Annotated in this window: 17 protein-coding genes; 7 read left to right on the top strand and 10 right to left on the bottom strand. The window is 70.8% G+C overall.

Annotated features, from left to right (window positions below; translation table 11 throughout):
* Window positions 1-15: 15 nt before the first annotated feature.
* From AB0J87_RS46775 to AB0J87_RS46765, 3 genes are read right to left on the bottom strand one after another with little or no spacing between them, the layout of a single operon-like run.
* Window positions 16-1,209 (bottom strand): hypothetical protein, encoded by a 1,194-nt coding sequence (locus AB0J87_RS46775; RefSeq protein ID WP_363977903.1) that lies wholly within the window; start codon window positions 1,207-1,209, stop codon window positions 16-18.
* Window positions 1,206-1,721: a SigE family RNA polymerase sigma factor gene (locus AB0J87_RS46770; protein ID WP_363977900.1), complete on the bottom strand. Its 516-nt coding sequence runs from the start codon at window positions 1,719-1,721 to the stop codon at window positions 1,206-1,208. The genes AB0J87_RS46775 and AB0J87_RS46770 overlap by 4 nt, the downstream gene beginning before the upstream one ends.
* Before the next feature lie 54 nt (window positions 1,722-1,775).
* A complete protein-coding gene (locus tag AB0J87_RS46765) occupies window positions 1,776-3,311 on the bottom strand; it encodes an IucA/IucC family C-terminal-domain containing protein (protein WP_363977897.1) in 1,536 nt (511 codons plus the stop codon).
* 81 nt (window positions 3,312-3,392) lie between these two features.
* Here AB0J87_RS46765 and AB0J87_RS46760 point away from each other — a divergent pair, with 81 nt between their 5' ends.
* Complete coding sequence (locus tag AB0J87_RS46760) at window positions 3,393-4,898, top strand: IucA/IucC family protein (protein WP_363977894.1); 1,506 nt, start codon at window positions 3,393-3,395, stop codon at window positions 4,896-4,898.
* A 4-nt stretch (window positions 4,899-4,902) separates the two neighbouring features.
* Here AB0J87_RS46760 and AB0J87_RS46755 read toward each other — a convergent pair whose 3' ends face one another.
* On the bottom strand, window positions 4,903-5,991 hold the full coding sequence (locus AB0J87_RS46755) for a sialidase family protein (RefSeq protein ID WP_363977891.1): 1,089 nt from the start codon (window positions 5,989-5,991) through the stop codon (window positions 4,903-4,905).
* 167 nt (window positions 5,992-6,158) lie between these two features.
* Between AB0J87_RS46755 and AB0J87_RS46750 the strand changes: the two genes are divergently transcribed.
* On the top strand, window positions 6,159-7,565 hold the full coding sequence (locus tag AB0J87_RS46750; protein WP_363977888.1) for an NAD(P)/FAD-dependent oxidoreductase: 1,407 nt from the start codon (window positions 6,159-6,161) through the stop codon (window positions 7,563-7,565).
* On the opposite strand, the gene AB0J87_RS46745 is transcribed toward AB0J87_RS46750, so the two are convergent.
* From AB0J87_RS46745 to AB0J87_RS46730, 4 genes are read right to left on the bottom strand one after another with little or no spacing between them, the layout of a single operon-like run.
* Complete coding sequence (locus AB0J87_RS46745) at window positions 7,553-7,993, bottom strand: STAS domain-containing protein (RefSeq protein WP_363977885.1); 441 nt, start codon at window positions 7,991-7,993, stop codon at window positions 7,553-7,555. The genes AB0J87_RS46750 and AB0J87_RS46745 overlap by 13 nt on opposite strands.
* 29 nt (window positions 7,994-8,022) lie before the next feature.
* Window positions 8,023-8,544 (bottom strand): MarR family transcriptional regulator, encoded by a 522-nt coding sequence (locus AB0J87_RS46740; protein WP_363977882.1) that lies wholly within the window; start codon window positions 8,542-8,544, stop codon window positions 8,023-8,025.
* A gap of 41 nt (window positions 8,545-8,585) precedes the next feature.
* A complete protein-coding gene (locus AB0J87_RS46735; protein ID WP_363977879.1) occupies window positions 8,586-9,584 on the bottom strand; it encodes a hypothetical protein in 999 nt (332 codons plus the stop codon).
* The gene (locus AB0J87_RS46730; protein WP_363977876.1) at window positions 9,581-10,780 is read right to left on the bottom strand and encodes a hypothetical protein; all 1,200 of its coding nucleotides are present in this window, start codon (window positions 10,778-10,780) and stop codon (window positions 9,581-9,583) included. The genes AB0J87_RS46735 and AB0J87_RS46730 overlap by 4 nt, the downstream gene beginning before the upstream one ends.
* Before the next feature lie 483 nt (window positions 10,781-11,263).
* Between AB0J87_RS46730 and AB0J87_RS46725 the strand changes: the two genes are divergently transcribed.
* The 5 genes from AB0J87_RS46725 (at window position 11,264) to AB0J87_RS46705 (ending at window position 17,573) form a co-directional block, all read left to right on the top strand.
* A complete protein-coding gene (locus AB0J87_RS46725) occupies window positions 11,264-13,312 on the top strand; it encodes a transglycosylase domain-containing protein (RefSeq protein WP_363977873.1) in 2,049 nt (682 codons plus the stop codon).
* 202 nt (window positions 13,313-13,514) lie between these two features.
* Complete coding sequence (locus AB0J87_RS46720; RefSeq protein WP_363977870.1) at window positions 13,515-14,486, top strand: LacI family DNA-binding transcriptional regulator; 972 nt, start codon at window positions 13,515-13,517, stop codon at window positions 14,484-14,486.
* The gene (locus tag AB0J87_RS46715; protein ID WP_363977867.1) at window positions 14,473-15,738 is read left to right on the top strand and encodes a serine/threonine-protein kinase; all 1,266 of its coding nucleotides are present in this window, start codon (window positions 14,473-14,475) and stop codon (window positions 15,736-15,738) included. The genes AB0J87_RS46720 and AB0J87_RS46715 overlap by 14 nt, the downstream gene beginning before the upstream one ends.
* A gap of 243 nt (window positions 15,739-15,981) precedes the next feature.
* Complete coding sequence (locus AB0J87_RS46710) at window positions 15,982-17,049, top strand: lytic polysaccharide monooxygenase (protein WP_363977864.1); 1,068 nt, start codon at window positions 15,982-15,984, stop codon at window positions 17,047-17,049.
* Window positions 17,046-17,573, top strand: a complete 528-nt coding sequence (locus AB0J87_RS46705) for a hypothetical protein (RefSeq protein ID WP_363977861.1) — start codon at window positions 17,046-17,048, stop codon at window positions 17,571-17,573. The genes AB0J87_RS46710 and AB0J87_RS46705 overlap by 4 nt, the downstream gene beginning before the upstream one ends.
* Window positions 17,574-17,694: 121 nt before the next feature.
* Here the strand turns inward: AB0J87_RS46705 and AB0J87_RS46700 are convergent, their stop codons facing one another.
* Together AB0J87_RS46700 and AB0J87_RS46695 are read right to left on the bottom strand one after the other, a co-directional pair.
* The gene (locus tag AB0J87_RS46700; RefSeq protein ID WP_363977858.1) at window positions 17,695-19,278 is read right to left on the bottom strand and encodes a cellulase family glycosylhydrolase; all 1,584 of its coding nucleotides are present in this window, start codon (window positions 19,276-19,278) and stop codon (window positions 17,695-17,697) included.
* Between the two features lie 65 nt (window positions 19,279-19,343).
* Entirely contained in the window at window positions 19,344-21,830 is a 2,487-nt protein-coding gene (locus AB0J87_RS46695; RefSeq protein ID WP_363978456.1) for a glycoside hydrolase family 9 protein, read from the bottom strand.
* Window position 21,831 lies beyond the last annotated feature (1 nt).

Genomic DNA, 21,831 nt, shown 5'->3' with positions numbered 1-21,831 from the left:
GAACGATCGATCCAGTTACCTAGGAGTGAGCACCCATCGCCAGGAGCCGTCCTTGTCGGAGTCGCGGTTCGCGCTGAGCTGCGTCGTCCGCTGACCGTCCACGCTCACCAGGATCAGCCCGTTGTTGAACTCGCTCTCGCACGACCCGGCACACCCCAGGGCGAGGACGTTGTCGTCGTCGGCCCAGGCGTGCAGCTGCAGCACCTTCTGCCCCCCGACGGGATCGGCCGGCACGCCGCGGCCCAGGACCAGGCGGCCGTTCGGCGAGGTCGCCGAGATGCCCGTGTAGTCCACATACCGGTCCCCTTCAGGCGCTTCGCGCCGCTGACCATCGAGACTGTAGAAGACGCGATCCGGCATGGTGCTGGTGGGCGCCCAGAGCATCGTGCCGTCGAGGCTCCAGCCGAGATCCTGCCGGCCGTTCCCGTTGAAGATCTTGTCGTCGGTGACCATCGCGTCGGCCATCGGCGGCAGCTCGTGGTAGGCGGCCGTGCCTGCCTCGACGTCGACGATGTAGTAGCCGGTACGGGGGCTGTTCCCGGTGTGGCCCAGCTCGTCGCCCTTCCCCCGAAGGATGTCCGGGTAGCCGGAGTACGCCGTGGCCAGGACCTTGGTGCCGTCCGGGGACCACACGACCGACCCGACCGGGTGTTCCAGGTCGATCCACTTGAGGATCTGCCGGGTGTTCAGGTCGAGGATCCCCAGCCGCTTGCTGATCAGCTCCCCCTCCAGCACGGCGGCCACCTGCAGCCCGGGGGCCACGTCCACCCAGGCCCACGAGGTCTTCTCGTAGCCGTCGGTGCGCGGGTCGTACAGCGACCACGTGTACACCACCCGCTGCTGGTCGTCCGAGACCCGCTCCAGGCGGGTGGTGTAGTAGGCGGACACGGCCATGCGTCCCGCGGCGATCAGCTTGACCGGCGGGCTGTGCTCCGTGTCGGTCCGCACGTCGGTCGGCGCGGGCGACGGGCGTGGGGGCAGCGTGACGCCGGTGGCCGCGTGCATGGTGGCCTGCGGGTCGCGCACGTCCGGCCCGGCGCCGCGCAGGCCCACGGCGGACACCGCGATCGCCGCCACCAGCCCCACGGCCAGCACCACCATGCCGACGGGCTTCCAGGCGCGCCTCCGCAGCGCCCGGTCCGCCAGATCGTGCGGCACCCTCGTCTCGTCGGCCCACTCCTGCAGCGTGTCCCTGAGCAGTCGCGTCATTTGGCCGCCTCCAGTTCCCTGGCCAGTTCGGGGGCGATCTCGCGCAGGCGGGCCAGCGACCTGTGCGCCGTGCTCCTGACCGTTCCGACGGAACAGCCCAGCGCCCGCGCCACGTCCTGCTCGGGCAGGTCCTCGAAATACCGCAGCACCAGCACGGTGCGCTGCCGTGCCGTGAGCCGCGCCAGCGCCGACCGCAACACCATGCGCAGCTCGCTCTGGTGGTTGAGGTCCCGGACCGCCAGCTCGGGCGGCTCCGCCTGCACCACCTCGCCGCGCCGCCTGCTCGCCCGCCACCAGCTGATCTGCTGGCGGTACATGATCTGCTTGGCGTACGCCTCAGGCGCGTCCACCCGCCGCCACCGGCTCGCCAGCTTCGCCAGCGCGGTCTGCACCAGGTCCTCGGCCGCGTGCTGGTCACCACCGGTGAGCAGGAACCCGAGTCGCATGAGTGCGGGGGAGCGCGCAGAGACGAACTCGCGGAAACGTTGCTCGTCCGCGACGTCCACGATCACCTCCAGGGGATAGTCGTCACCCCCTCAGACGCCCCCCGGTCACCCCGCTATGCGTCACGGGGCCAGGGGGTTGGGTACGGGGACGGCCCGCATGTCGCCGCCCCCGGCGTTCAGCCAGCGCAGCAGCAGGTTGGCCTTGGCGGGGATGTGCGTGGCGCCCAGCAGATCGCGCAGCTCGTCCGGATCCCCGTGATCCTTGCCGCACCCCGTGAACACCGTCCTGGCCCGTGCCCACAGCTCCCCCCGCAACCCCGGATGGCGCTCGGCCAGGGCTCCCGCGATCTCGCAGAGGTTGTTGGTCACCAGGCAGTACACCAGCCGCTCCCACGCCCGCGCGCCCCCGACGCCCTTCAGCGACGGGTGCCGCTCCGCGACGAGCTTGACCCCCTCGTGGTCGCGGAAGACGGCCTGCGCGGGAAGCCCGCGCTCGTCCACCGCTATCAGCACGTTCTGCAGATGGCACTCCAGCACGACCCCATGACGGAAATAGGCGTGCAGGAGCGGGGGAACCACGTGATCCAGGTACCGCTCCCACCACACGAGCGCCAGTTCCTCGCCCAGCCCGTCGAGCGGGTTGCCGGGGAAGCCCTCGCTGATCCCCGCCGCGAGCAGCACCGTCAGCCCCGGGGGCACGTGTTCGCGCAGGCCGTCGCGGACGATCACCGCCAGCGCCTCCCCGCCGTCCCGGTCCAGCTCGGCGCTGCGGTAGCCGCGGTCGCGCAGCACGGCGGGCCGGGCCACGTGGTCGGGCAGGTCGTCGAACGCCTGCCCGACGACCTCGGCCACCACGGCCAGCCTGCTCAGGTCGCGCAGCCACAGCCGCCGGATGTCGTTCGTGATCCGCACGTCCAGGCTGAACTTGCAGAACAGGTCCAGCTCGGGCAGGTACACCGTACGGATCGACGAGGTCGGTGAGGCGAGGACCCCGGTGACGCCCACGTGGCGCAGCGGCGGGCCGCCCAGCAGCTCCACCTGCCAGGGATGCGCGGGCAGCAGGGCCAGGCCGTCGCCGGGAGGCGGCCCCAGCCGGTCGAGCGCGCCCGCCTCCCCCACCTCCACCAGCCGCTCGGCCGGCACGCCGAACAGCGGCAGCGCGAAGCTCGCGTACGCCTCCGGCGCGTACGGGAGCCAGGCCCCCGGACCGGACCCGCCGCGGGCCTTGGGCGCGGGGTGGTAGCGATGGCCCGCGACGAGGGCCTGTTCGGAACGCAGGTAGAGGTCCGCGGGCGGCGTCGCGGCCCGCCTGGCGGCCAGCAGCGCGGCCATGACGTCCCGGCTGTGCGTGATCTCGGCGGGCAGCGTGTCGTTGTCGACCCCGGTCCCCGCATGCAGTTCGGCGGCCGTCAGCGCGACCAGGTCGTCCAGGGAGAGGGGGCGCCAGCCGCCGGGCGTCCGCTGCTCGGCCCGGTCCGGGAACCGCCCGCCGCCGACGCGCAGGAGCCGGCCGGTCACGGGCAGCAGGAAAGCGCCGGCGCGCGCGGGCCGGGCCACTTCGCGGATCAGGCAGTTGAGCAGTGCCGTCGTCGCGAGGTTCGCGGCGTCTGTCTGTGCCTCTCGCGGGAGAGGAAGAAGGCCGTCGGTAGGTGCCATGGCGACCTTATCCCTACCCTTTGTCCCTATTGGTGCCAACAGGGTAGCTACTGGGCGGGTTTCCTGGAAATGGTGGGAATTATGAGGCGTTGGGAGGCGGAATTCGCGGCCGACCTTTCCCTGGTGCGCCCGGAGCTCTCGGCGGCGTACTTCGCGGCTCTCCCGGACGCGCGGGCCGCCGTACTCGGCCGTCTCTGGCGCAGCCTCCTCCATGAACCGCTCCCCGGGCTCCTGGGCACGCGGGGACAGGCCCGCGTCGAGCTGGCGGACGGCCGCGTGCTCACCGGGCCGGCGCGGGAGCCGTACGACCTCGGGGGCGAGCCCGCGCTCTGGCTGGACGGCCACCCCCACACGCACCCCGCCGAACTGCTCGCCGCCCTGGGCCTGCCCGGCACCGCCGGGCTGGTCGAGGACCTGGACAACAGCGTGGCCTCGCTGGCGCTGTCCCGTGCGGAGCCCGCCCGCGTCCCGGTCACGCCCGAGGAGTACGAGCAGAGCGTGGTGGACGGCCATCCGTACCATCCGGGCTGCCGCAGCCGCCCCGGCGTCTCCGTGGCGGAGCAGCTCGCCTACATGCCGGAGCACCGCGCCGTCGTCCGCCTGGACCTGCTCGCGCTGCCCGCCGCGGACTGCCTGGTCTCGGGCCCGTGGCCGGCCGCGCTCATGGACGGCGACCGGCTCCTGCTCCCCGTGCACCCCTGGCAGAGCGCCCACGTCCTGCCCGCGCTGGGCCTACGGCCGCACGTCACGGGCGCCGTCCCGGCCCGCCCGCTGATGTCCGTACGGACCCTCGCGCCCCTCGACGGCGGCCCGCACGTCAAGACGGCGTTCAGCACCCGGATGACCTCCGGCGTCAGGGACATCTCCCCCGGCTCGGTACGCGACTGCGTCCACCTGTCGGACCTGCTCTCCACCCTGTCCGGCCGGCTGGGCGGGCGGCTCGGCATCGCCCGCTACCTGGCCGGCGCCGCCGGGAAGGTGAACGGCGAGCACAGCCCCGACGTGTCGGCCATGCTCCGCGAGCCGACCGGGAACGCGATCCCCGTCGGCGCCATCACCCGCGCGACCGTGCGGGACCCGGCGGCCTGGCTGGCCGCGTTCGCCAGCCTGGTCTGGAGGGACGCGCTGGGCCTGCTGGCGCTCGGCGTGGCGCTCGAGGCGCACGGCCAGAACCTGCTCGTCGAGCTCGACCCGGACGGCCTCCCGCGCCGGCTGGTCTACCGCGACCTGGCCGACGTCAGGATCAGCCCCGCCAGGCTCGCCCGCAACGGGATCGAGGTGCCGCCGGTCAGTGCCAGGCTGCTCACCGACGACCCCGGGACGCTGCACGCCAAGCTCTTCGGCGGGCTCGTCGGCACCACCTTCGGCAGCCTGATCGCGCTGTTCTGCCAGGGCGACCGGGCCGCCGAGTCCCGGCTGTGGGACGTCGTGGCCGCGGCCGCTCGCTCCGCGGAGTTCCTGTGCGCCGAGGACCGCGGGGCCCTGTTCGGCCCGCACCTCACGGTCAAGGCCCACCTGCTCGCCCGCCTGGAGGGCGCGCCGCCCGGCGACAGCTGGACCAGGCTGCCCAACCCGCTCGGCGCATGAAGGGTCAGGGGGCGAGTTCGGCGACGGGGAGGCGGCGGAAGGCGATGCTCTCGTACGCGCCGAAGTCGCCGGTCTCGAACAGCAGGCCCACCGTGTCCCCGTCCACCCGGACCAGGTCGGAGTAGGCCGCCGGCAGCCCCGACACCGTGTGCGCGACCCGCCAGGTCACCCCCAGGTCGTCGCTGGCGCGTACGGTCATCAGCGCCCGCGCGTCCGGCGCGGCCGGTCCCGAGAACAGGAGCACGTCCGGCGACGAGCACCACAGCGTGCTGCCCTCCACCACCGGCCCCACCAGCCCCGCCTGGGGCCGGAAGGGCAGCAGGAGGGTCTGGCCGCCGTCGGCCGAGTAGGCGTCGGCCCTGGTGCCGGGGGCGGTGGACTCGGTGCGCGTGTTGAGGTAGAGCCGCCCGTCCGGCAGCTCGGTGGCCGTGGTCTCGTTGACGTTGACGTATCCGTCCGGGTTGTCATCGACGTACCCGATGCGCCAGGTCTGGCCGCCGTCGTCGCTCAGCAGCCCGTGGCCGCCGTTGTACTTGCCCTCGGTCCCGTTGTCGGACCCGCCGGGCGGCAGCGAGTGGTTGGCGGGGACTACGATCCGCCCGCTGCGCAGCGCGACGGCGTGGCCGGGAGCGGTCGCGTACCAGCGCCACTCGGAGCGCTTCACGCTGCCGGTGATCTCGCGAGGCGCCGACCACGTGACCCCGTCGTCCGAGCTGACCTGCACGAACACCCGCCGCCCGTCGGCCGCCGCCACCTGGCCGCGCCGGATCTTGTCCTCGGTGGCCTGCGGCCCCTGCCTGACGAAGACCAGCACGATCCGGCCGTCGGCCAGCGCCACGGGCGCGGGGTTGCCCGCGGTGCCCCGGCGCGGCTCCGTGGCGACCACCTGCAGCGCGCCCCACGTCCTGCCGCCGTCCGTGGAGCGCCTGAGCACGATGTCGATGTGGCCGGAGTCCCCGGCGGAGGCGTGCCGCCCCTCCGCGAACGCCAGCACGGTGCCCGCCTTCGTCACCACCGCCGCGGGGATCCGGTACGTGTTGTAGCCGTCCGTCCGCTGCCGGTACGGCACTGACGTCGGGTAACGATCCGCCATGCGGGCACGCTACGGCCGCCGGGTGAACGCGACGTGAAGACGAGTGTGACGGGCGGTGGAGGAGGGATGTAAGGGACAGAGGGGGCGTCCAACCGGCCGGTCCCCGGCATGGCCGGGCCGGCGGCATGAAAGAGTTCACCTCATAAGCGAGTGCTCCTGGAGGCGTGGTGGCTGACGAGTTCGACGTCATCGTGATCGGTGCCGGTCCCGCCGGTGAGAACGTCGCGGACCGGGCCGTCCGCGGCGGCCTGACCGCGGCGATCGTGGAGGAGCGGCTGGCCGGCGGCGAGTGCGCCTACTGGGCCTGCGTCCCGAGCAAGGCGCTGCTGCGGCCGGTCGACCTGATGGGCGAGGTGGCGCGGGTCCCCGGGCTGTCGCTGGGGCCCGTCGACGTGGAGGCCGTGCTGGCCCGGCGCGACGAGACCGTCTCGAACTACAACGACTCCGGGCAGGTCGGGTGGATCGAGAGCGTGCCGGCCGAGTTCGTACGCGGGCACGGGCGGCTCGACGGCCCCAAGCGCGTACGCGTCACCACCGAGGACGGCGGCGAGCGGGTGCTGACGGCCCGGCAGGCCGTCGTCCTGGCCATGGGCAGCACGGCGGCCCTCCCCCGGGTCCCCGGGCTGGTCGAGGCGGAGCCCTGGACCAGCCATGAGGTGACCGCGGCCCGCGCCGTCCCCGAGCGGCTGGTCGTGCTCGGCGGCGGCGTGGTCGCCTGCGAGATGGCCCAGGCCATGCACGGGCTCGGCGCGCGGCAGACGACCGTGCTGGTGCGCGGCGGCGGGCTGCTGGCCAGGATGGAGCCGTTCGCGGGAGAGCTGGTGGCCGAGTCGTTCGCGGAGGCGGGCATCGAGGTGCGCACCCGCACCGACGCCGTCAGGATCGAGCGCCCCGAGCCCGGCGGGAAGGTGACGGTCCACCTGCCCGAGGGGCCCCCGGTGGAGGCCGACGAGCTGCTGGTCGCGACCGGCCGCCGGCCCGCGACCGGCGACATCGGGCTGGGCACGATCGGTCTGGCCGACGGGAAGTACGTCGAGGTGGACGACAGCATGCGGGCGACCGGCGTCCCCGACGGCTGGCTGTACGCGGTCGGCGACGTCAACGGGCGCGCGCTGCTCACCCACATGGGCAAGTACCAGGCCAGGATCTGCGGTGACGTGATCGCCGCGCGGGCGCGTGGCGACGAGCTGCCCGCGATGCGGGATCTGGCCGACGGGTTCGGCGCGCCGCAGGTCGTCTTCACCGACCCGCAGGTCTGCGCGGTCGGCAGGACCGAGGCGGTGGCCCGGGAGGACGGGTTCCGGGTGCGCGTGGTGGACTACGAGCTGGGCTCGGTCACCGGGGCGTACCTGATGGGTGACGGCTACCGCGGCCGGGCCAGGGCCGTGGTGGACGAGGACAGGAAGGTGCTGCTCGGCGTCACGTTCGTCGGGCCGGGCACGGCCGAGCTGCTGCACAGCGCCACGATCGCGGTGACGGCCGAGGTGCCGCTGGAGCGCCTCTGGCACGCCGTCCCGTCCTTCCCGACGGTCAGCGAGGTGTGGCTGCGCCTGCTGGAGGCTTACGGCCTCTGACGCCCGGAGGAGTCAGGGGCGGGGGTCGAGAGGCGCGGGTCCTGGGACGACGGCGAGCCGCGGGCCGAGCCGTCCAGCATCAGCTCGGCCACCGTCTCCTCGACGCTCTCCCGCAGCTCCACCCGCGACAGCAGGTCCGTGAGCCGCAGCACTGACAGCAGGTGGTCCGACGGCCGGACCAGGATGATCCGGCCGCTCTCCTGCTCCTCCATCCGCTGCATCGCCATCGCCAGCACCCCAATGACGGACGAGTCGTAAAAATCCAGATCAGCAAGATCGAATACGAGCACGGGCCCCACACTCCAGCCCCACACCGCGTCGATGCAGGCGCTGAAGCGGACCCGGCCCGCGTGGTCAAGCTCGCCGCCGGCGCGCAGGACCGTGCAATGGAGGTGCCGGATCGTCTCGATGTACAAGCCGTTCCTCACCTAAAACGACTTCCCCCTGAGCGGGGATATCACGGATTTTCGCGATTTTTTGGGAGCTCCGGGTTGCCGAGCGGCCCGTCCAGCAGCTTGCGCAGGATCGCGGCGAGCGTCTCGGTGTCCTCGGAAGTGAGCGGGGAGGCCAGGCGGGCCAGGTTGGCGGCGTGCTCGGTGAGCGTCTCGTCGATGATCCGCAGGCCCTCGCCGGTCAGCCGGACGTGGAAGCTGCGCCGGTCGGCGGGGTCGAGGCTGCGCTCGACCAGCCCCGCCGCCTCCAGCCGGTCGAGCCGGTTGGTCATCCCGGCCCGCGACATCATCAGCACCGCCGACAGCTCCGAAGGGATCAGCGTGTACGGCGGGCCGGCCCGGCGCAGCGCGGCCAGCACGTCGAACTCCCCCTGCCGCAGCCCGCGCCGGGTGAGCACCCGGTCGACCCGCGGCTCCAGGACCCGCATCACCTGGGCGAGCCGCCCGAAGACGCCCATGGCCGTCAGATCGAGATCAGGCCGCTCGCGCCGCCACTCCCCGAGGATCCTTTCGACCGCGTCGTCCATGACCCAGGATTTTATTCGAGCAGGGATAGTTCACGCCCGTACTAGTGCGTGGCGCCCGACTCCAGCGTCGGTACGGCGCCCAGGCACTGACCCATGATCACCAGGTACGGCGAGTTCGTGGGGCTGGGCAGCGTGAGCTCGGTGACGTTGCCGTCCGTGCGCAGCTCGGGCAGCCCCAGGTCCCCGTCCCTGATGCTGATGACCCGCTCCACCGGCGGCGCCGCGATGCCCAGCAGTTTCCTGGTGGCGTGCCGCATCCAGCGCCACTCGCTGTTGACCCGCCGCCACGTCGCGGGGATGAGGCTGGCCGGCTCCGCCTTCGTGCCCAGCCTGAGCGTGAGGCGGCCACTCGACCCGAACGTGTCCTTCAGCACCGGGTTGACCACGAACATGCCCGCGCGCAGCACGCGCGTGCCCTGCCGGTTGCGGTTGGCCAGGCCGCCCGCGCTGATCAGCGAGGACACCTCGCAGCGCAACCCGTCGAGCGTGTCGGGGTCGAAGTCCACCGCCGGCGGCTCCTCGAACACCACCTTGTCCAGCCGTAGCCCGGCCACGCCGTCGGCCACCACGTGCCCCGACACGGCCTGGCGGACCTCCTCGCTGACCCCCTCGCCCTCCGCGATGTCGAGCACCTCGACGCAGATCAGCCCGTCGTCGGGGATCTCCTCCGCCGTCAGGTCGAAGGCCACCTGGGCGTGCGCCCGCCGGCCCCTGAGCAGCACGCACTGGCGCAGCCGCCCCTGGGAACGCACCTGCACCAGGCGCGGCTGCAGGCCGACCAGGTCGGTCTTGCCGGCGTCCCAGCCGCTCACGGACCGATCGTCGGTCGACAACGACACCAGCACCCGCAGCGCGCGCCCCTGCGCCGAGACCTTGAACCCGGCCAGCCCCGAGGTCTCGAACCTGCCCACGATCGAACTGCCGCGCTGCAGCCTGTCGGTCACCTGCAGCGCGGCGATCTGGCCGCTGCGCACGTGGACGGGCGGGATCGCGGGGAGGATCAGCTGGTCCAGCTCGGTGGCGGATCCTGGGGTGCTCATGGGGTGCTCCTCGTGAATGACGACTCTTCCGGCTCGTGGAAGCTGCTCATGGGGTCTTCGTCGGTGCGGACGACATCGCCGAACCGCGGGAACCGGTCAAAGGCGTTCCTGATGAACGGCCCCGCCGGGTCGTGGAAGTCGAACCGCGTGAGCATGGGTTCGCGCCTGGTCCACATGCGGGCGACCGCGCTGTAGAGAGGGTCGCCGTCGCGCTCCACGTGCCACAGGTTCACGGCCAGCGCCCGCGCGTAGTCGACGCCGTACTCCCAGTGCGGCAGGAGCTGGGTGGGCACGTCCGCGCCGCAGCGGCGCAGCCAGAGCCACAGGCGGGCGCGGTCGCGCTGCTCGGGCTCCAGGATGGACTCGCCCTTCTCGTGCTTGGCGATGGCCTCGTCCAGCCACAGGCGGATGTCCGACGGGTCGCGCGCCACGTGCGTGCCGCCGCAGGCGCTCCCCACCGACCAGCCCGCCTGGACGACCGGGATGCCGAACGCGGGCAGGTCGCTGTCGCCGAACGTGACGCACACGTCCGCCATGCTCCACAGGAGGTTCGTGGACAGGGCTCCCGTCACGCACCTCACCCGGGAGTGCGGGTAGCCGACGGGGTCGAGGAACAGCCAGTTCGCCGACGGGTCCGACGAGGCGAAGTCCACCGTCGACTGGAACAGCTCGGTGTCCTCGCCCGGCGTGTGGCCGAAGACCGCGATGGTCGGCCGCCGCGGGTCCAGGCCCAGCCGGGCGCAGCCGTAGTCGCGCAGCTGGTTTCGCTCGGTCTCCGTGCGGATCTGGTAGCCGCTCTTGGCCCGCCAGGCCGTCCGCTCCGCGCCCGGCCTGATCGTGTCCCGGTACGGCCAGACGTGCCGCTCGAAGAACGCGCCGACCCTGGCGGGCAGCTCCTCGCGGAACGAGCAGGGCCCCTGGTCGGGGAAGATCGCGTACGCCTTCAGCGACCCTGTCCCGTGGACGTGCACGACCGGGATGTCCCTGATCACGTACGGATCCGCCCGGCTGGTGACCAGCGCGGCCGGCGGCACCCGCGGCCGGCCGTCCCCCTCGGCCCCGAACATCTCCGCCAGCCTCCGCCACTCGGGCTCGACCAGCGCGAACAGCCGCGCGGAGAGCAGCTCGCAGACCGCCTTCGCGACCATGAGCGTCCGTACCACGACTCTGATGTCCTGGTCGAACGCCTCGGCCACGACGCAGCTCTCACCACTGGGGCTCTCGCCCCAATATGTCCTCGCAGCGGCGAGCAACCGATCGAAATGCTCGCCATCTCCGGCACGACGCATAAGTCCCCCCACCATGACCGGCAGGAAACAGACATTGCCAGACGGGCGGACGATCACCCGCGCGTCAACACGCTTCTTTGCCCGCACCTGGCAGAAACTGAAGATCGTCACAGGCGCCACAGGCGCCCCACCCGGCACGATCCGGCGTAACGACGCCAGAGCCGGAAAAATCCCGCTTCCCGCGCGAACAAAACTGCCCCATGCGGCGTCCAAGCTTTTACCGAGAGCACGTCATGGCGGGGTTTAGGATGCACCCTAATGCCACGAGGGGGAGGTTTTACAACCATGGGTTCCCGTTTGTCGAGTATCGCGCGCCTGACCGGGGCGGCGGCAGCGGCTGGTGTGGTTGCCGCGGCCATCGCACTGCCCGCGGTCGGAGGCACCGGAGCGATGTTCGTCTCGGCATCCGAGGACCTAGGCCTCAAGGCGCGGGACCTCAAGGAGCCGCCCCTCGCGGAGAAGACGACGGTGCTCGACTCCACGGGCAAGCCGATCGCGACGTTCTACGAGGAGTACCGCGAGAACGTCAAGCTCGACGACATCGCCGAGATCATGAAGACGGCCATCATCTCGATCGAGGACTACCGCTTCTACGAGCACGGCCCGATCGACATCGAGGGCACCGTCCGCGCCCTGGCCAAGAACCTCACCTCGGGCGGCATCGCCCAGGGCGGCTCGTCCATCACCCAGCAGTACGTCAAGCAGGTGCTGCTCAACTCGGCGAGCACCACCAAGGAGAAGAACGCGGCCCTCGAGGCCAGCTACGCCCGTAAGCTCAACGAGCTGCGCTACGCGATGGCGATCGAGGAGAAGTACACCAAGAACGAGATCCTCGAGAAATACCTGAACATCGCGTACTTCGGCGCCCGGGCCTACGGCATCGAGGCGGCCGCCAAGCGCTTCTTCGGAGTCAAGGCCGCCGACCTGACCCTGCCCCAGGCCGCCACCCTGGCCGGCGCCGTGCAGGACCCGCTCCAGACCGACCCCAGCCGGGGCAAGGAGTTCAAGGAGCGGCTGCTTTTCCGGCGCAACGTCGTGCTCGACCGGATGGCCGAGCTGAAGAAGATCACGCCGGAGCAGGCCGCCGAGGCCAAGAAGACCAAGCTCGGCTACAAGGGCACCCCGCTGCCCGGTGGCTGCGAGGCCAGCGACTACCCGTACTTCTGCATGTACGTCCGCAACGAGATCCTCAGCAACAAGGACTTCGGCAAGACGAAGAAGGCCAGGACCCAGTTCCTCAACCGGGGCGGCCTGACCATCCAGACCACGCTCGACCCGAAGATGCAGAAGGCCGCCGAGCAGGCGATCAAGAAGCACGTGTTCGCCTCCGACAACCCGGTCGCCTCCGAGGCGCTCGTCCAGCCGGGCACGGGCGCGATCAAGGCCATGGCCGCCAGCCGCAAGTACGGCACCAACAAGCGCAAGAACGAGATGTCCTACAACCTCGTCGCCGACGCGGTGCACGGCGGCGGCACCGGCTTCCAGGCGGGCTCGACGTTCAAGACGTTCACCCTGCTCACCGCCCTCAAGCAGGGAATGAAGATCAACGACGGGATCTCGGTGGGCAGCGGCTACCGCGCTCCCGCCTTCTGGTCGTTCAAGAACTGCAAGGGCCAGAACATGGGCGAGCCCAGCTTCACCGTCACCAACGCCGAGGGCGGCGGCGGTGGCTTCAAGTCGCTGGCCACCGGCACCTGGGGCTCGGTCAACACCTTCTTCATGGCGCTGGAGCAGAAGGTGGGCCTGTGCAACGTGGTCAAGACGGCCAAGTCGCTGGGCATCGAGCGCTCCGACGGGCAGGACCTGCAGGAGTTCGAGACGTTCACGCTCGGCATCAACGAGATGGACCCGGTGACCGTGGCCAACGCGTACGCCGCTATCGGCGCGCGCGGCAAGTACTGCGAGCCGATGGCCATCTCCTCGATCAAGGACCGCGACGGCAAGGTCACGAACTACAAGCCCAAGTGCAAGCAGGCGCTCGACGCGGAGGTCGCGGACGCCGCCTCGAGCATCCTCTCCGGCGTGTTCACCAAGGGCACCATGAAGGGCGTCGGCGGCATCGGCCGGCCGGCCGCCGGCAAGACCGGCACCACGGACGAGCAGTCCACCGCCTGGTTCGCCGGGTTCACCCCCGACCTCGCGGGCGCGGTCAGCATCGGTGACCCGCGCGGCGCGGTGACGCACAAGCTGAACCGCATCACCATCGGCGGCCGGTACTACCCCTCGGTCTTCGGGGCCTCCATCCCCGGCCCGATCTGGAAGGACACCATGCTGTCCGCGCTCAAGGGCATCCCGGCGACGGACTTCACCCCGGTGAACACCGCGCGCTTCGGCGGCTGCGGTTCGAGCTGCCGGCCCCAGCAGCCGGTGCGCCCCCAGCCGGACGACACGGACGGGGGCCTCGACGAGGCAGAGATCGGCACCAACGTGACTCAATGACCGGATAGGGCGAAATCAGACACGCAAATATTGCGCGATCAACGTTCGGCACAAAAACAACTGTTGGTTATCAGGGCCTCTAGCTGAGCAAATTCGGAGTGCGTCCGCACAGTGGGACGCACTCCCAGCAAAGGCCCTATTAACAGCGCCGAAACATTGGTAACGTGGGAGCGCTCCCAGGATCTTTTCCGCGAGGTGCTCCATGACCGAGCAGCCCACACTGGCACAGGTGGCGGCCGCTGCAGGGGTTTCCCCCGCGACCGCATCTCGAGTCCTCACGGGCTCGGTGCGGGTCAGTACCTCGACCCGCCGGCAAGTCTACGACGCCGTGTCCCGCATGGGATACGTCCGCCAACGAGCCCCCCGGGGAACGGCCGCCAAGACCATGGCCGACGGCGTCACGGCGGTGATCTGCGACCACCTCCCACGCCTGTTCTCCGAACCCTACTACGCACGGCTCCTGTCCGCCGCAGGGGCCGTGATCGCCGAACACGGCACCCATCTCATGGTGACCACCGTCACGCCCACGTCGTCCGTACTGCCGGTGCTGTCCGGCGCGGTGCTGATCGTGGGCGCGCGCGAGCGGCACCCCCTGGCGATCAAGTTGTCCACCTCGGGCGTCCCCGTGCGCAACATCGGCCGCCCGCCACACGATCTCAAACTCCCGTACGCCGACGTGGACAACCTCGACGGCGGCCGCCAGGCGGCGGAGCACTTCCTGTTATCCGGCCGCCGCAACGTCGCCGCCATCGGCGGACCACCGTCCTTACCCGGCGCGCGCGACCGATTAGAAGGCCTGGTACGCACCCTGCAGGCGGCGGGCGCACCCGACGTTCCCGTGGCCTACGGGGACTTCACCGCGGCCTCCGGCACCCACGCCATGCAGTGGCTGTTACGCCACGCCCCAGGTCTGGACGCCGTCTTCGTCGCCTCGGACCTGATGGCGGCAGGCGCGATCCAGGCACTGCGCAGGGCCGGGCGCAAGGTGCCGGCGGACGTGGCGGTGATCGGGTTCGATGACGCCCCGGTCGCCAGGCACACCGTCCCGGCCCTGACCACCATCCGCCAGCCCGTCGAGGAGCTCGCCACCGTCGCCACCCGGCTGCTCCTGACGGGGGCCGCGGGGATCGACCCCATACTCCCTACGGAACTGGTCGTCCGTGAGTCGGCTTGAGCCGGGGGACATACTGGCCCGCAGGTATCTGTTGCTGGATCCGCTGGCCCGCGGGGGCATGTCGGTCATCTGGCGTGCCTTCGACCAGTCGCTGCACCGGATGATCGCCGTCAAGGTGCTCACCGCCTCACTTCATGCCGGCGGCGGCGAGCGCATGAGCGCCCGCAGCGAGGCGCGCGCCGCCGCCCGGTTCATCCACCCCGACTCCATCGACATCTACGACTACGGCGAGACCGTCACCACGAACGGCGGCGTCGCCGCCTACGTGGTGATGCCGCTGCTCGACGGCATGCCGCTGGCCGAGCGCATCGAGCAGGGGCCGCTGCCGTGGACCGAGGCGGCGGCCATCGCGCTGCGGCTGGCCCGGGTCCTGATGGCCGGGCACGCCCGCGGCCTGGTCCACCGGGACGTCACGGCCGAGAACGTGCTGCTCACCGCCGACGGGCCCAAGCTGCTCGACTTCGGCATCGCGGCCTGGGCCGGAGACCCCGACGACGACCGCGGCACCCCTCCCTACGTCGCCCCCGAGCGGCTGCTCGGCGCGCCGACCCATCCCGCGGTCGACGTGTACGCCCTCGGCGTGCTGCTGCACACCATGCTCACCGGGCGGACGCCGTACCCGGAGACGACGTGGGAGGAGATCGAGGCCGCGCGCAGGACGTATCCCCCGCCCCGCGTCGCCGGTGTGCCGTACTCGGTGGCCACGCTCTGCCAGCGCTGCCTGGCGGACCGGCCGGACCGGCGGCCGACCGCGGCCGAGATCGTCTCGGCGCTGACCTCCGCGCTGAGTGCGGCGACCCTCGGGCGGCACGTCAGACGTGGCCTCACGGTCGCCGGTTCGGCGGCCGTCGCGCTCTCGGCCCTGCTGTGGTTCCAGCAGACGGGGCTCCAGCAGCAGCAGCAGCAACCGCCGCAGAAGCCGCAGCAGGAGGTGACGGTCAAGGCGCCCCCGACCGCCAGGCTGATCGAGAGCACGCCGGCCACGGCCGCCACCGTCGAGCAGGCCGTGGACGGCTTCAACACGGTGCTGGAGGCCAGGACGCCGTGCGGCGCGACCGACGCGGACGTGGTGCTGGACCTCAAACAGGTGCTGCACGCCGCGGTGGGACCGCACGGCCCGTCGGTGTCGAGGACGGACAACCTGCGCCAGAAGCTGTCCGACCGCTTCGGCGAGGGGCGGCTCGCGCCCGCCTGCCTGAGCGAGCTGCAGGCCAGGCTCGACGACATCGACGCCGCGCTGGATCGTGATTGAGGAGGGGTACGGCAGCACCCGCCGTACCCCTCAATACGCGGTCCGTACCCCTCGCAAAGCACGCCGCGTGCCACATCCCCTGATGGGAGCGCTCCCAGAGTAGCGCCTGCAACCGGCTATGACCAAGATCGAATGAAACTTTCACAGCGCGTTGTCGACGTCGTGCGGGGCGTGATTCAATGCGCTGGCCGGGCGGGCTGCTCGTGGGCAGGTTTCCTCATTCGTCAGCGCAAGGGAATCCCCATGAGGTTATTCAAGTCGGCGGCGATCACCGCCGTCATGGTTCTGATCACGACTGTCCTGATGGTGCCCACGCAGGCACTGGCGCACGGGGTGTCGATGTTCCCCGCGGCGAGGACGTTCCTGTGCTGGCAGGACGGCCTGCGGGAGAACGGCCAGATCACCCCCTACAACCCCGCGTGCGCGGCGGCCGTCGCGCAGAGCGGCACGACCCCGCTGTACAACTGGTTCGCGGTGCTGCGTTCCGACGGCGGGGGCCGGACCACCGGGTTCATCCCCGACGGGCAGCTCTGCAGCGGCGGCACCGGCGGTCCCTACGACTTCTCGGCCTACAACGCGGTGCGCAGCGACTGGCCGCTCACCCACCTGACCTCGGGCGCCACCATCCAGATGCGGCACAGCAACTGGGCCAAGCACCCCGGCGTCTTCAACTACTACGTCACCAAGAACGGCTGGAACCCCAACGGGCCGCTGAAGTGGTCCGACCTGGAGCCGTTCGGCAGCGCCACCAACCCGCCGGACACCGGACCCGCCGGCGCGCTCAACTACTACTACTGGAACGCCCAGCTCCCGTCCGGCAAGACCGGTCGGCACATCATCTACACGATGTGGGTGCGCTCCGACAGCAACGAGAACTTCTACAGCTGCTCCGACGTCGTCTTCGACGGCGGCAAGGGCGAGGTCACCGGCGTCGGCCCCGGCCAGGGCACCCCCACCGCCACCCCGACGGTGACGCCGACGGTCACGCCGACGGCCAACCCGGGCGCCTGCACCGCCACGTGGAAGGCCACGGACACCGGCTGGGCCGGCCACTTCCAGGGCGAGGTGACCGTGAAGAACACGAGCACCTCGTCGATCAACGGCTGGTCGGTCAAGTGGACCTACTCCGGCGGCCAGGGCTTCGACGGCTCGCCATGGAACGGCGTGCTGTCCGGGCAACCGCCCAACGTGGTGGTCAAGAACGCCACCTACAACGGGCAGCTCGCGCCGAACGCGACCACCTCGTTCGGCTTCAACGCCACCGGTTCGATCCCCAACCCGGCCCCGGCCCTGACCTGCACCAGCCCGTGATCAAATCACGTCGCGGGCTTGCCGCGGCACTCGTCACCCTGGCCAGCCTGACCCTGGCCGGGGTGATGTTTTTCGCCGCCCGCCAGCCGTCATCCCAGCTGAACCAGGAGCTCGCCGCCCAGGTGACGCTCATCCTCGAACAGTCCTCGCCCGACGAGCACCACGCGCACGGCCACGACTTCGACTCGCGCGTCGTGTGCGCCGTGGAGCCCTTCGGGTTCGATCCGCCCGACGCGACCTCCCTCGTCGAGGTGAAGTGGGTCTACGCCCGCCACATGTGCGCGATCACCGGCGCGGGCACCGACTGGGCCACCTCCGTACGGGCCGCGGGCCCGATCGCGGTGCGCGTCGGCATCCCTCCCCTGGTCCGGGTGCCGGAGCCGGGCGTGGGCTATCCGGACCGCGTCAAGCGGCTCATCCCGGCCCGCTACCACGAGGCGGCCTTCGCCGAGTTCCAGGACGAGTCGGCGATCGACGCCGCCCGCGAGCGCTTCGCCGAGGCCGTCAAGACCCAAGCCAAGTAATACAACGGACGCGGCCGGCTGGAGGTACCGGCCGCGTCCGTCCCATCCGGGCGGGATGGTGTCGTGGGGCAGGGATGTTCTTTCGCCTCACCTCCTCATACGCAGCGATACGACGGGCGGTTCAGTTGGCACACGCGTAGCCGGACGGCACGGACGTGTTGCCGCTGGGCCGGCTCGCCTGCACCCCGAAGCTCGTGCTGCCGTTGGGCGCGAGCGTGCCGTTGTAGCTCAGGTTCTTGGCCGTCACGGTCTGGCCGCTGACCGTCACCGCGGCGTTCCAGGAGCCGGTGAGCGTGTGGCCGGCCGGCAGCGTGAAGGTCACCGTCCAGCTCGACTTGGTCGAGGTGCTGGTGTTGGTCACGGTCACGGGCTGCACGACGTACCCGGTGCCCCACTGGCTCTGGACGGTGCCGGTGGCGGTGCAGCCGCCGCCGGTGCCGCCGCCGCTGAGCGTGGTGAACGACGCCGTCGGCGAAGCGGCGGACTGGTTGCCTGCCGCGTCCCTGGCCTTGACGTACACCTGGTACGTGGTCGCCGGCGACAGCCCGGTCAGCGTGATCGAGTTCGTCGCGGTCGAGCCGAGCGAGGTCCCGGTCGAGGTGTAGACGTCGTAGCCGGTCACGCCGACGTTGTCCGTGGAGGCCGTCCAGGACAGGTTCGCCCCCGACGAGGTGATGCCGGACGCCGACGGGGTGCCGGGCGTGCTCGGCGGGGTCGGGTCGGTGGTGCCGCCGCCGTAGATCGAGGCCTGCTTGGAGGTGGCGGCGATGCCGTTGGCGCCGTTGAACAGCCGCCGGCCCCAATCCGTGAGCTGGGTGACGTCGAAGTTGGTGACCTGGTCGAGGTATTCGACGCCGCCGCCGTTGCCGCTCCACGACCAGCCCAGGTAGCCGAGGCCGCGGCTCACGGACTGGGCCATGATCGTGTCCTCGTCCGGGTTGCCGTCGGAGTGGTTGAAGCCGAACTCGCCGACGACCAGCGGCAGCCCCGCGGTCTTGAACGCGTCCATGTACGCGTTGATCTCCGCGGCCGTGTCGAAGACGCCGTACATGTGGATGGAGAAGATCGTGTTCTTGTTCGGGTCGCTGTCGAAGACCGCCCGCGCGTTGTCGCGCATGCCGAACTGCCAGTCCTGACCCCAGTTGGGCGCGTCCACCATCAGCGCGTGCTGGAAGCCGTTGCTGCGCAGCTTCTGGATCGCGGCCGTGGTGGCGGCGGCCCAGCCCGGGGTGACGGCGTTGTTGCCGATCGGCTCGTTGCCGATGTTGACGATGACGTAGTCCTCCTGGCCGACCAGGGCGGACTTGACGCTGATCCAGTAGTTGGCGGCCTGGTCGAGGGTGTAGGCGCCGCTCTGCTCGCCGTACCCGGTGGTGTCGTGGTTCTCCAGCACGCAGATGAGCTTGTTCTGCTTGCAGAGGGAGACGACGTTGGCCACGTCGGAGACGCTGTTGGGGGTCCAGCGGCCGCCGCTCAGCACGACCCGCACGGTGTTGGCCTTCAGCGACTTGATGTCCGCGAACGCCTTGGTCTGCGTCGCGTACCACGTGTGCGCGTGGCTGGTGCCGCGCATGACGAACTCCTGGCCGTTGGCCTCGACGATCTTCGTACCGCTCACGTGAATGCCGACGGCGGCGTTCGCGGGGGCGACGGGGGCGACGAAGAAGGCGAGAAGGCAGGCCAGCGCGGTGATCACTGATCTCATGTGCTGCCTTTCACTGAGCTGTGGAACCGCCCCCGCCGCTACTGCGACGGGGGCGGGGTCTTCACTCAGGCGGGAGTGCAGGTGATGGGGTCGGGGACGGTGGGTGTGCCGTTGGCGATGAAGCCGAACGTGGTGGTGGCGCCCGGCGCGAGCGCCCCGTTGTACGCCTCGTTCTTGACGGTGACGCCGGACCCCGCCTGGGTGTGCTTGCCGCCCCAGAGCTGGGTGATCTGGTTCGCCGACGTCCAGGCGACCGTCCATCCGGTGGTCGCCGAGGTGCCGTTGTTCTTCACCGTCACCTCGGCCTGGAAGGCGCCGCCCCACGAGCTCGTCACCTTGTACGTCGCCGCGCACCCGCCGGTCGGCGGCGGCGTCGTGTTCGTCGTGGTGAACGAGGTGCCGTCGGACGACGCCGAGGCGTTGCCCGCCGCGTCCCGCGCCACCACGGAGGCGGTGTAGGAGGTGCTAGGGGTGAGCCCGCTCAGGTTGAAGGACGCGCTCGTGGCCGTGCCTACCTTTTGGGACCCCAGGTAGACGTCATAGCCGCTCACGCCCACGTTGTCCGTGGAGGCGGTCCAGCTCAGCTTGGCCGTCGAGCCCGTGATCTCGGAGACCGCGGGCTTGCCCGGCTTGCTGGGCGCTGTCGTGTCCTGCTCCTCCGGACCCGGGGGCTCACCCCAGATCTTGGTCGCGCCGCTGTAGAGAGTGATGTTCCCGGTGCGCACCGGCGTCGCGCCGGGCGTGGTGGGGATGTTCCGGTACGACCAGTCGTTCGCCGGGTCCCACGTGCCCGCGCTGGTGATCCTGAACTGCACCTCTCTGCGGTGCTGCGACTGCCCGGCCGGGGCGATGGCCTGCCCGGAGCAGTCGATGTTCACGTAGTACGTGGTGCCGCTCGCCTGATGCAGCGTGGGCGCCCTGCACTGCGTGTAGGCCGACGACACGGTGATCTGCGAGGCCGTCGTCGTGCCGTCGAGCGTGAAGTAGTAGCGGAACGAGCCGTCGGACAGGACCCTGGCGGGCCAGGCCGACTGGTTGCGGACGATGGCCTTGATCTCCGTGAAGCCGGTGCCCGAGGCGTTCACGCCCGCCTCGACGAAGAGCTCGGGGCCGTCCGGGGTCTCCGCCACCGGGAAGTTCGCCGCGGGAGCGCCGCCGTACTCCTTGTAGAGCCGGGCCAGCGCGCTGGTGAAGCCGGCGTTGTAGTCGGTGGCGACCTCGTTCATGACGTAGTCGTCGCGCTTGTCGGTGTAGGCGTCGTTCGGGTCGGGCGGTCCGCCGACGAGCGCGCCGTACAGGGTGTGGCGGGTCTGCTCGGGGTTGGTGATCTGGTCGGTCCACGAGCCGTGCGCCGTGCGGTGATGCGGGTTCTTGGGCGGGTTGGCGCCGAACCCGATCAGGTACGAGGAGTTGCGCGGGTTGTCACCGAGCGCGTAGTTGATCTGCCGCACCGCGAAGTCGTGGTAGCGGGCCTTGCGCGTGGCGTCGGTGATGGTGTCGCTGTGCACGAGCGCCGCGAACGAGGTGTTGGCCGCGTACCGCAGCGAGCCCCACCGGTCGAGCACGGCCTGGCCACCCGGCGAGTACGCCACCTTCGCGCCGTTCACGCCGACCGTCCACCAGTCGAGCCAGCGGTTGGCGTCGTCCAGGTAACGCTGCTTGCCGGTCAGCTTGTACAGCAGCACGTACGCGCCGTACGACTTGTCGTCCCACGCGATCGTCCACTTGTACGACTTGGTGGTGGTCTGCGGCTCGTTGCCGAGGTTGTCGTACCCGGTCTCGGCCTTGGCCAGGTAGGAGGCCTCGTTCGTGGCCCGGTAGAGCCAGATCGCGCCCCACACCAGCTCGTCGTTGTAGCCGCTCCACGAGTTGTAGTAGCCCTGCGCGTCGGTGATGCAGTCGGTGTACTTCTTCCTGACGGTGTCGGCGAAGGAGTACAGCTGCTTGGCGTGCGTCAGGAGCGTGTCAGCATAAGTCGGATTTGTCGGGCGGAAGACGATCGAGGAGGCGGCCATCGCCGCCGCCGTCTCGCCCGCCAGGTCCGACCCGCCGCACGACGCGTCGATCTTGTACGCGGGCCGCGTCATCTGCATGGCCTCGGCCGGGCCCCACCAGGCGTGGTCCGTGCCGCCGTTGCCGACCTGCCCGTAGAGCACGTTCGCCGACGGGTGGGCCTTGATGAAGTAGTCGTTGACGAACTTGAGGTTGTCGAGCAGGTGCGTGAGCTGCCCGGAGTTCGCGTACGCGTCGCGGTACTCGACCGCGCCCCAGGCCAGCATGGTCGTGGAGAACGCCATCGGGAAGCCGAACTTGACGTGGTCGCCCGCGTCGTACCAGCCGCCCGTGAGGTCCACGCCCACGTCCTTGCCGTCGTTCATGCCGGAGTCGCCGCGCCAGCCGACGCGGTTCCAGCTCGGCAGGTCGCCCGACTGCTGGGCCTCGTAGAACCACAGCGCCTTCTGCAGCGCCTCACCGTACGCGAACGCCGGTGCGGCGGCGTGGGCCGCCGGCCCCGCCCCCATCGAAATGAGGGGCAGGACCAGCGACGCCACG

It is taken from the genome of Nonomuraea sp. NPDC049625 (assembly GCF_040675285.1).
Taxonomy (GTDB): domain Bacteria; phylum Actinomycetota; class Actinomycetes; order Streptosporangiales; family Streptosporangiaceae; genus Nonomuraea; species Nonomuraea angiospora_A.
Note: the sequence above shows the minus strand (reverse complement) of the source record. Positions and strands in the feature narration are given on the sequence as shown.

Excerpts from the sequence above, each read along its gene's own strand:
- AB0J87_RS46720 (WP_363977870.1), top strand. The coding sequence starts at position 13,515 with ATGACCGAGCAGCCCACACTGGCACAGGTGGCGGCCGCTGCAGGGGTT.
- AB0J87_RS46740 (WP_363977882.1), bottom strand. The coding sequence starts at position 8,544 with ATGGACGACGCGGTCGAAAGGATCCTCGGGGAGTGGCGGCGCGAGCGG.
- AB0J87_RS46755 (WP_363977891.1), bottom strand. The coding sequence starts at position 5,991 with ATGGCGGATCGTTACCCGACGTCAGTGCCGTACCGGCAGCGGACGGAC.
- AB0J87_RS46710 (WP_363977864.1), top strand. The coding sequence starts at position 15,982 with ATGAGGTTATTCAAGTCGGCGGCGATCACCGCCGTCATGGTTCTGATC.
- AB0J87_RS46700 (WP_363977858.1), bottom strand. The coding sequence starts at position 19,278 with ATGAGATCAGTGATCACCGCGCTGGCCTGCCTTCTCGCCTTCTTCGTC.
- AB0J87_RS46765 (WP_363977897.1), bottom strand. The coding sequence starts at position 3,311 with ATGGCACCTACCGACGGCCTTCTTCCTCTCCCGCGAGAGGCACAGACA.
- AB0J87_RS46725 (WP_363977873.1), top strand. The coding sequence starts at position 11,264 with ATGTTCGTCTCGGCATCCGAGGACCTAGGCCTCAAGGCGCGGGACCTC.
- AB0J87_RS46775 (WP_363977903.1), bottom strand. The coding sequence starts at position 1,209 with ATGACGCGACTGCTCAGGGACACGCTGCAGGAGTGGGCCGACGAGACG.
- AB0J87_RS46735 (WP_363977879.1), bottom strand. The coding sequence starts at position 9,584 with ATGAGCACCCCAGGATCCGCCACCGAGCTGGACCAGCTGATCCTCCCC.
- AB0J87_RS46760 (WP_363977894.1), top strand. The coding sequence starts at position 3,393 with ATGAGGCGTTGGGAGGCGGAATTCGCGGCCGACCTTTCCCTGGTGCGC.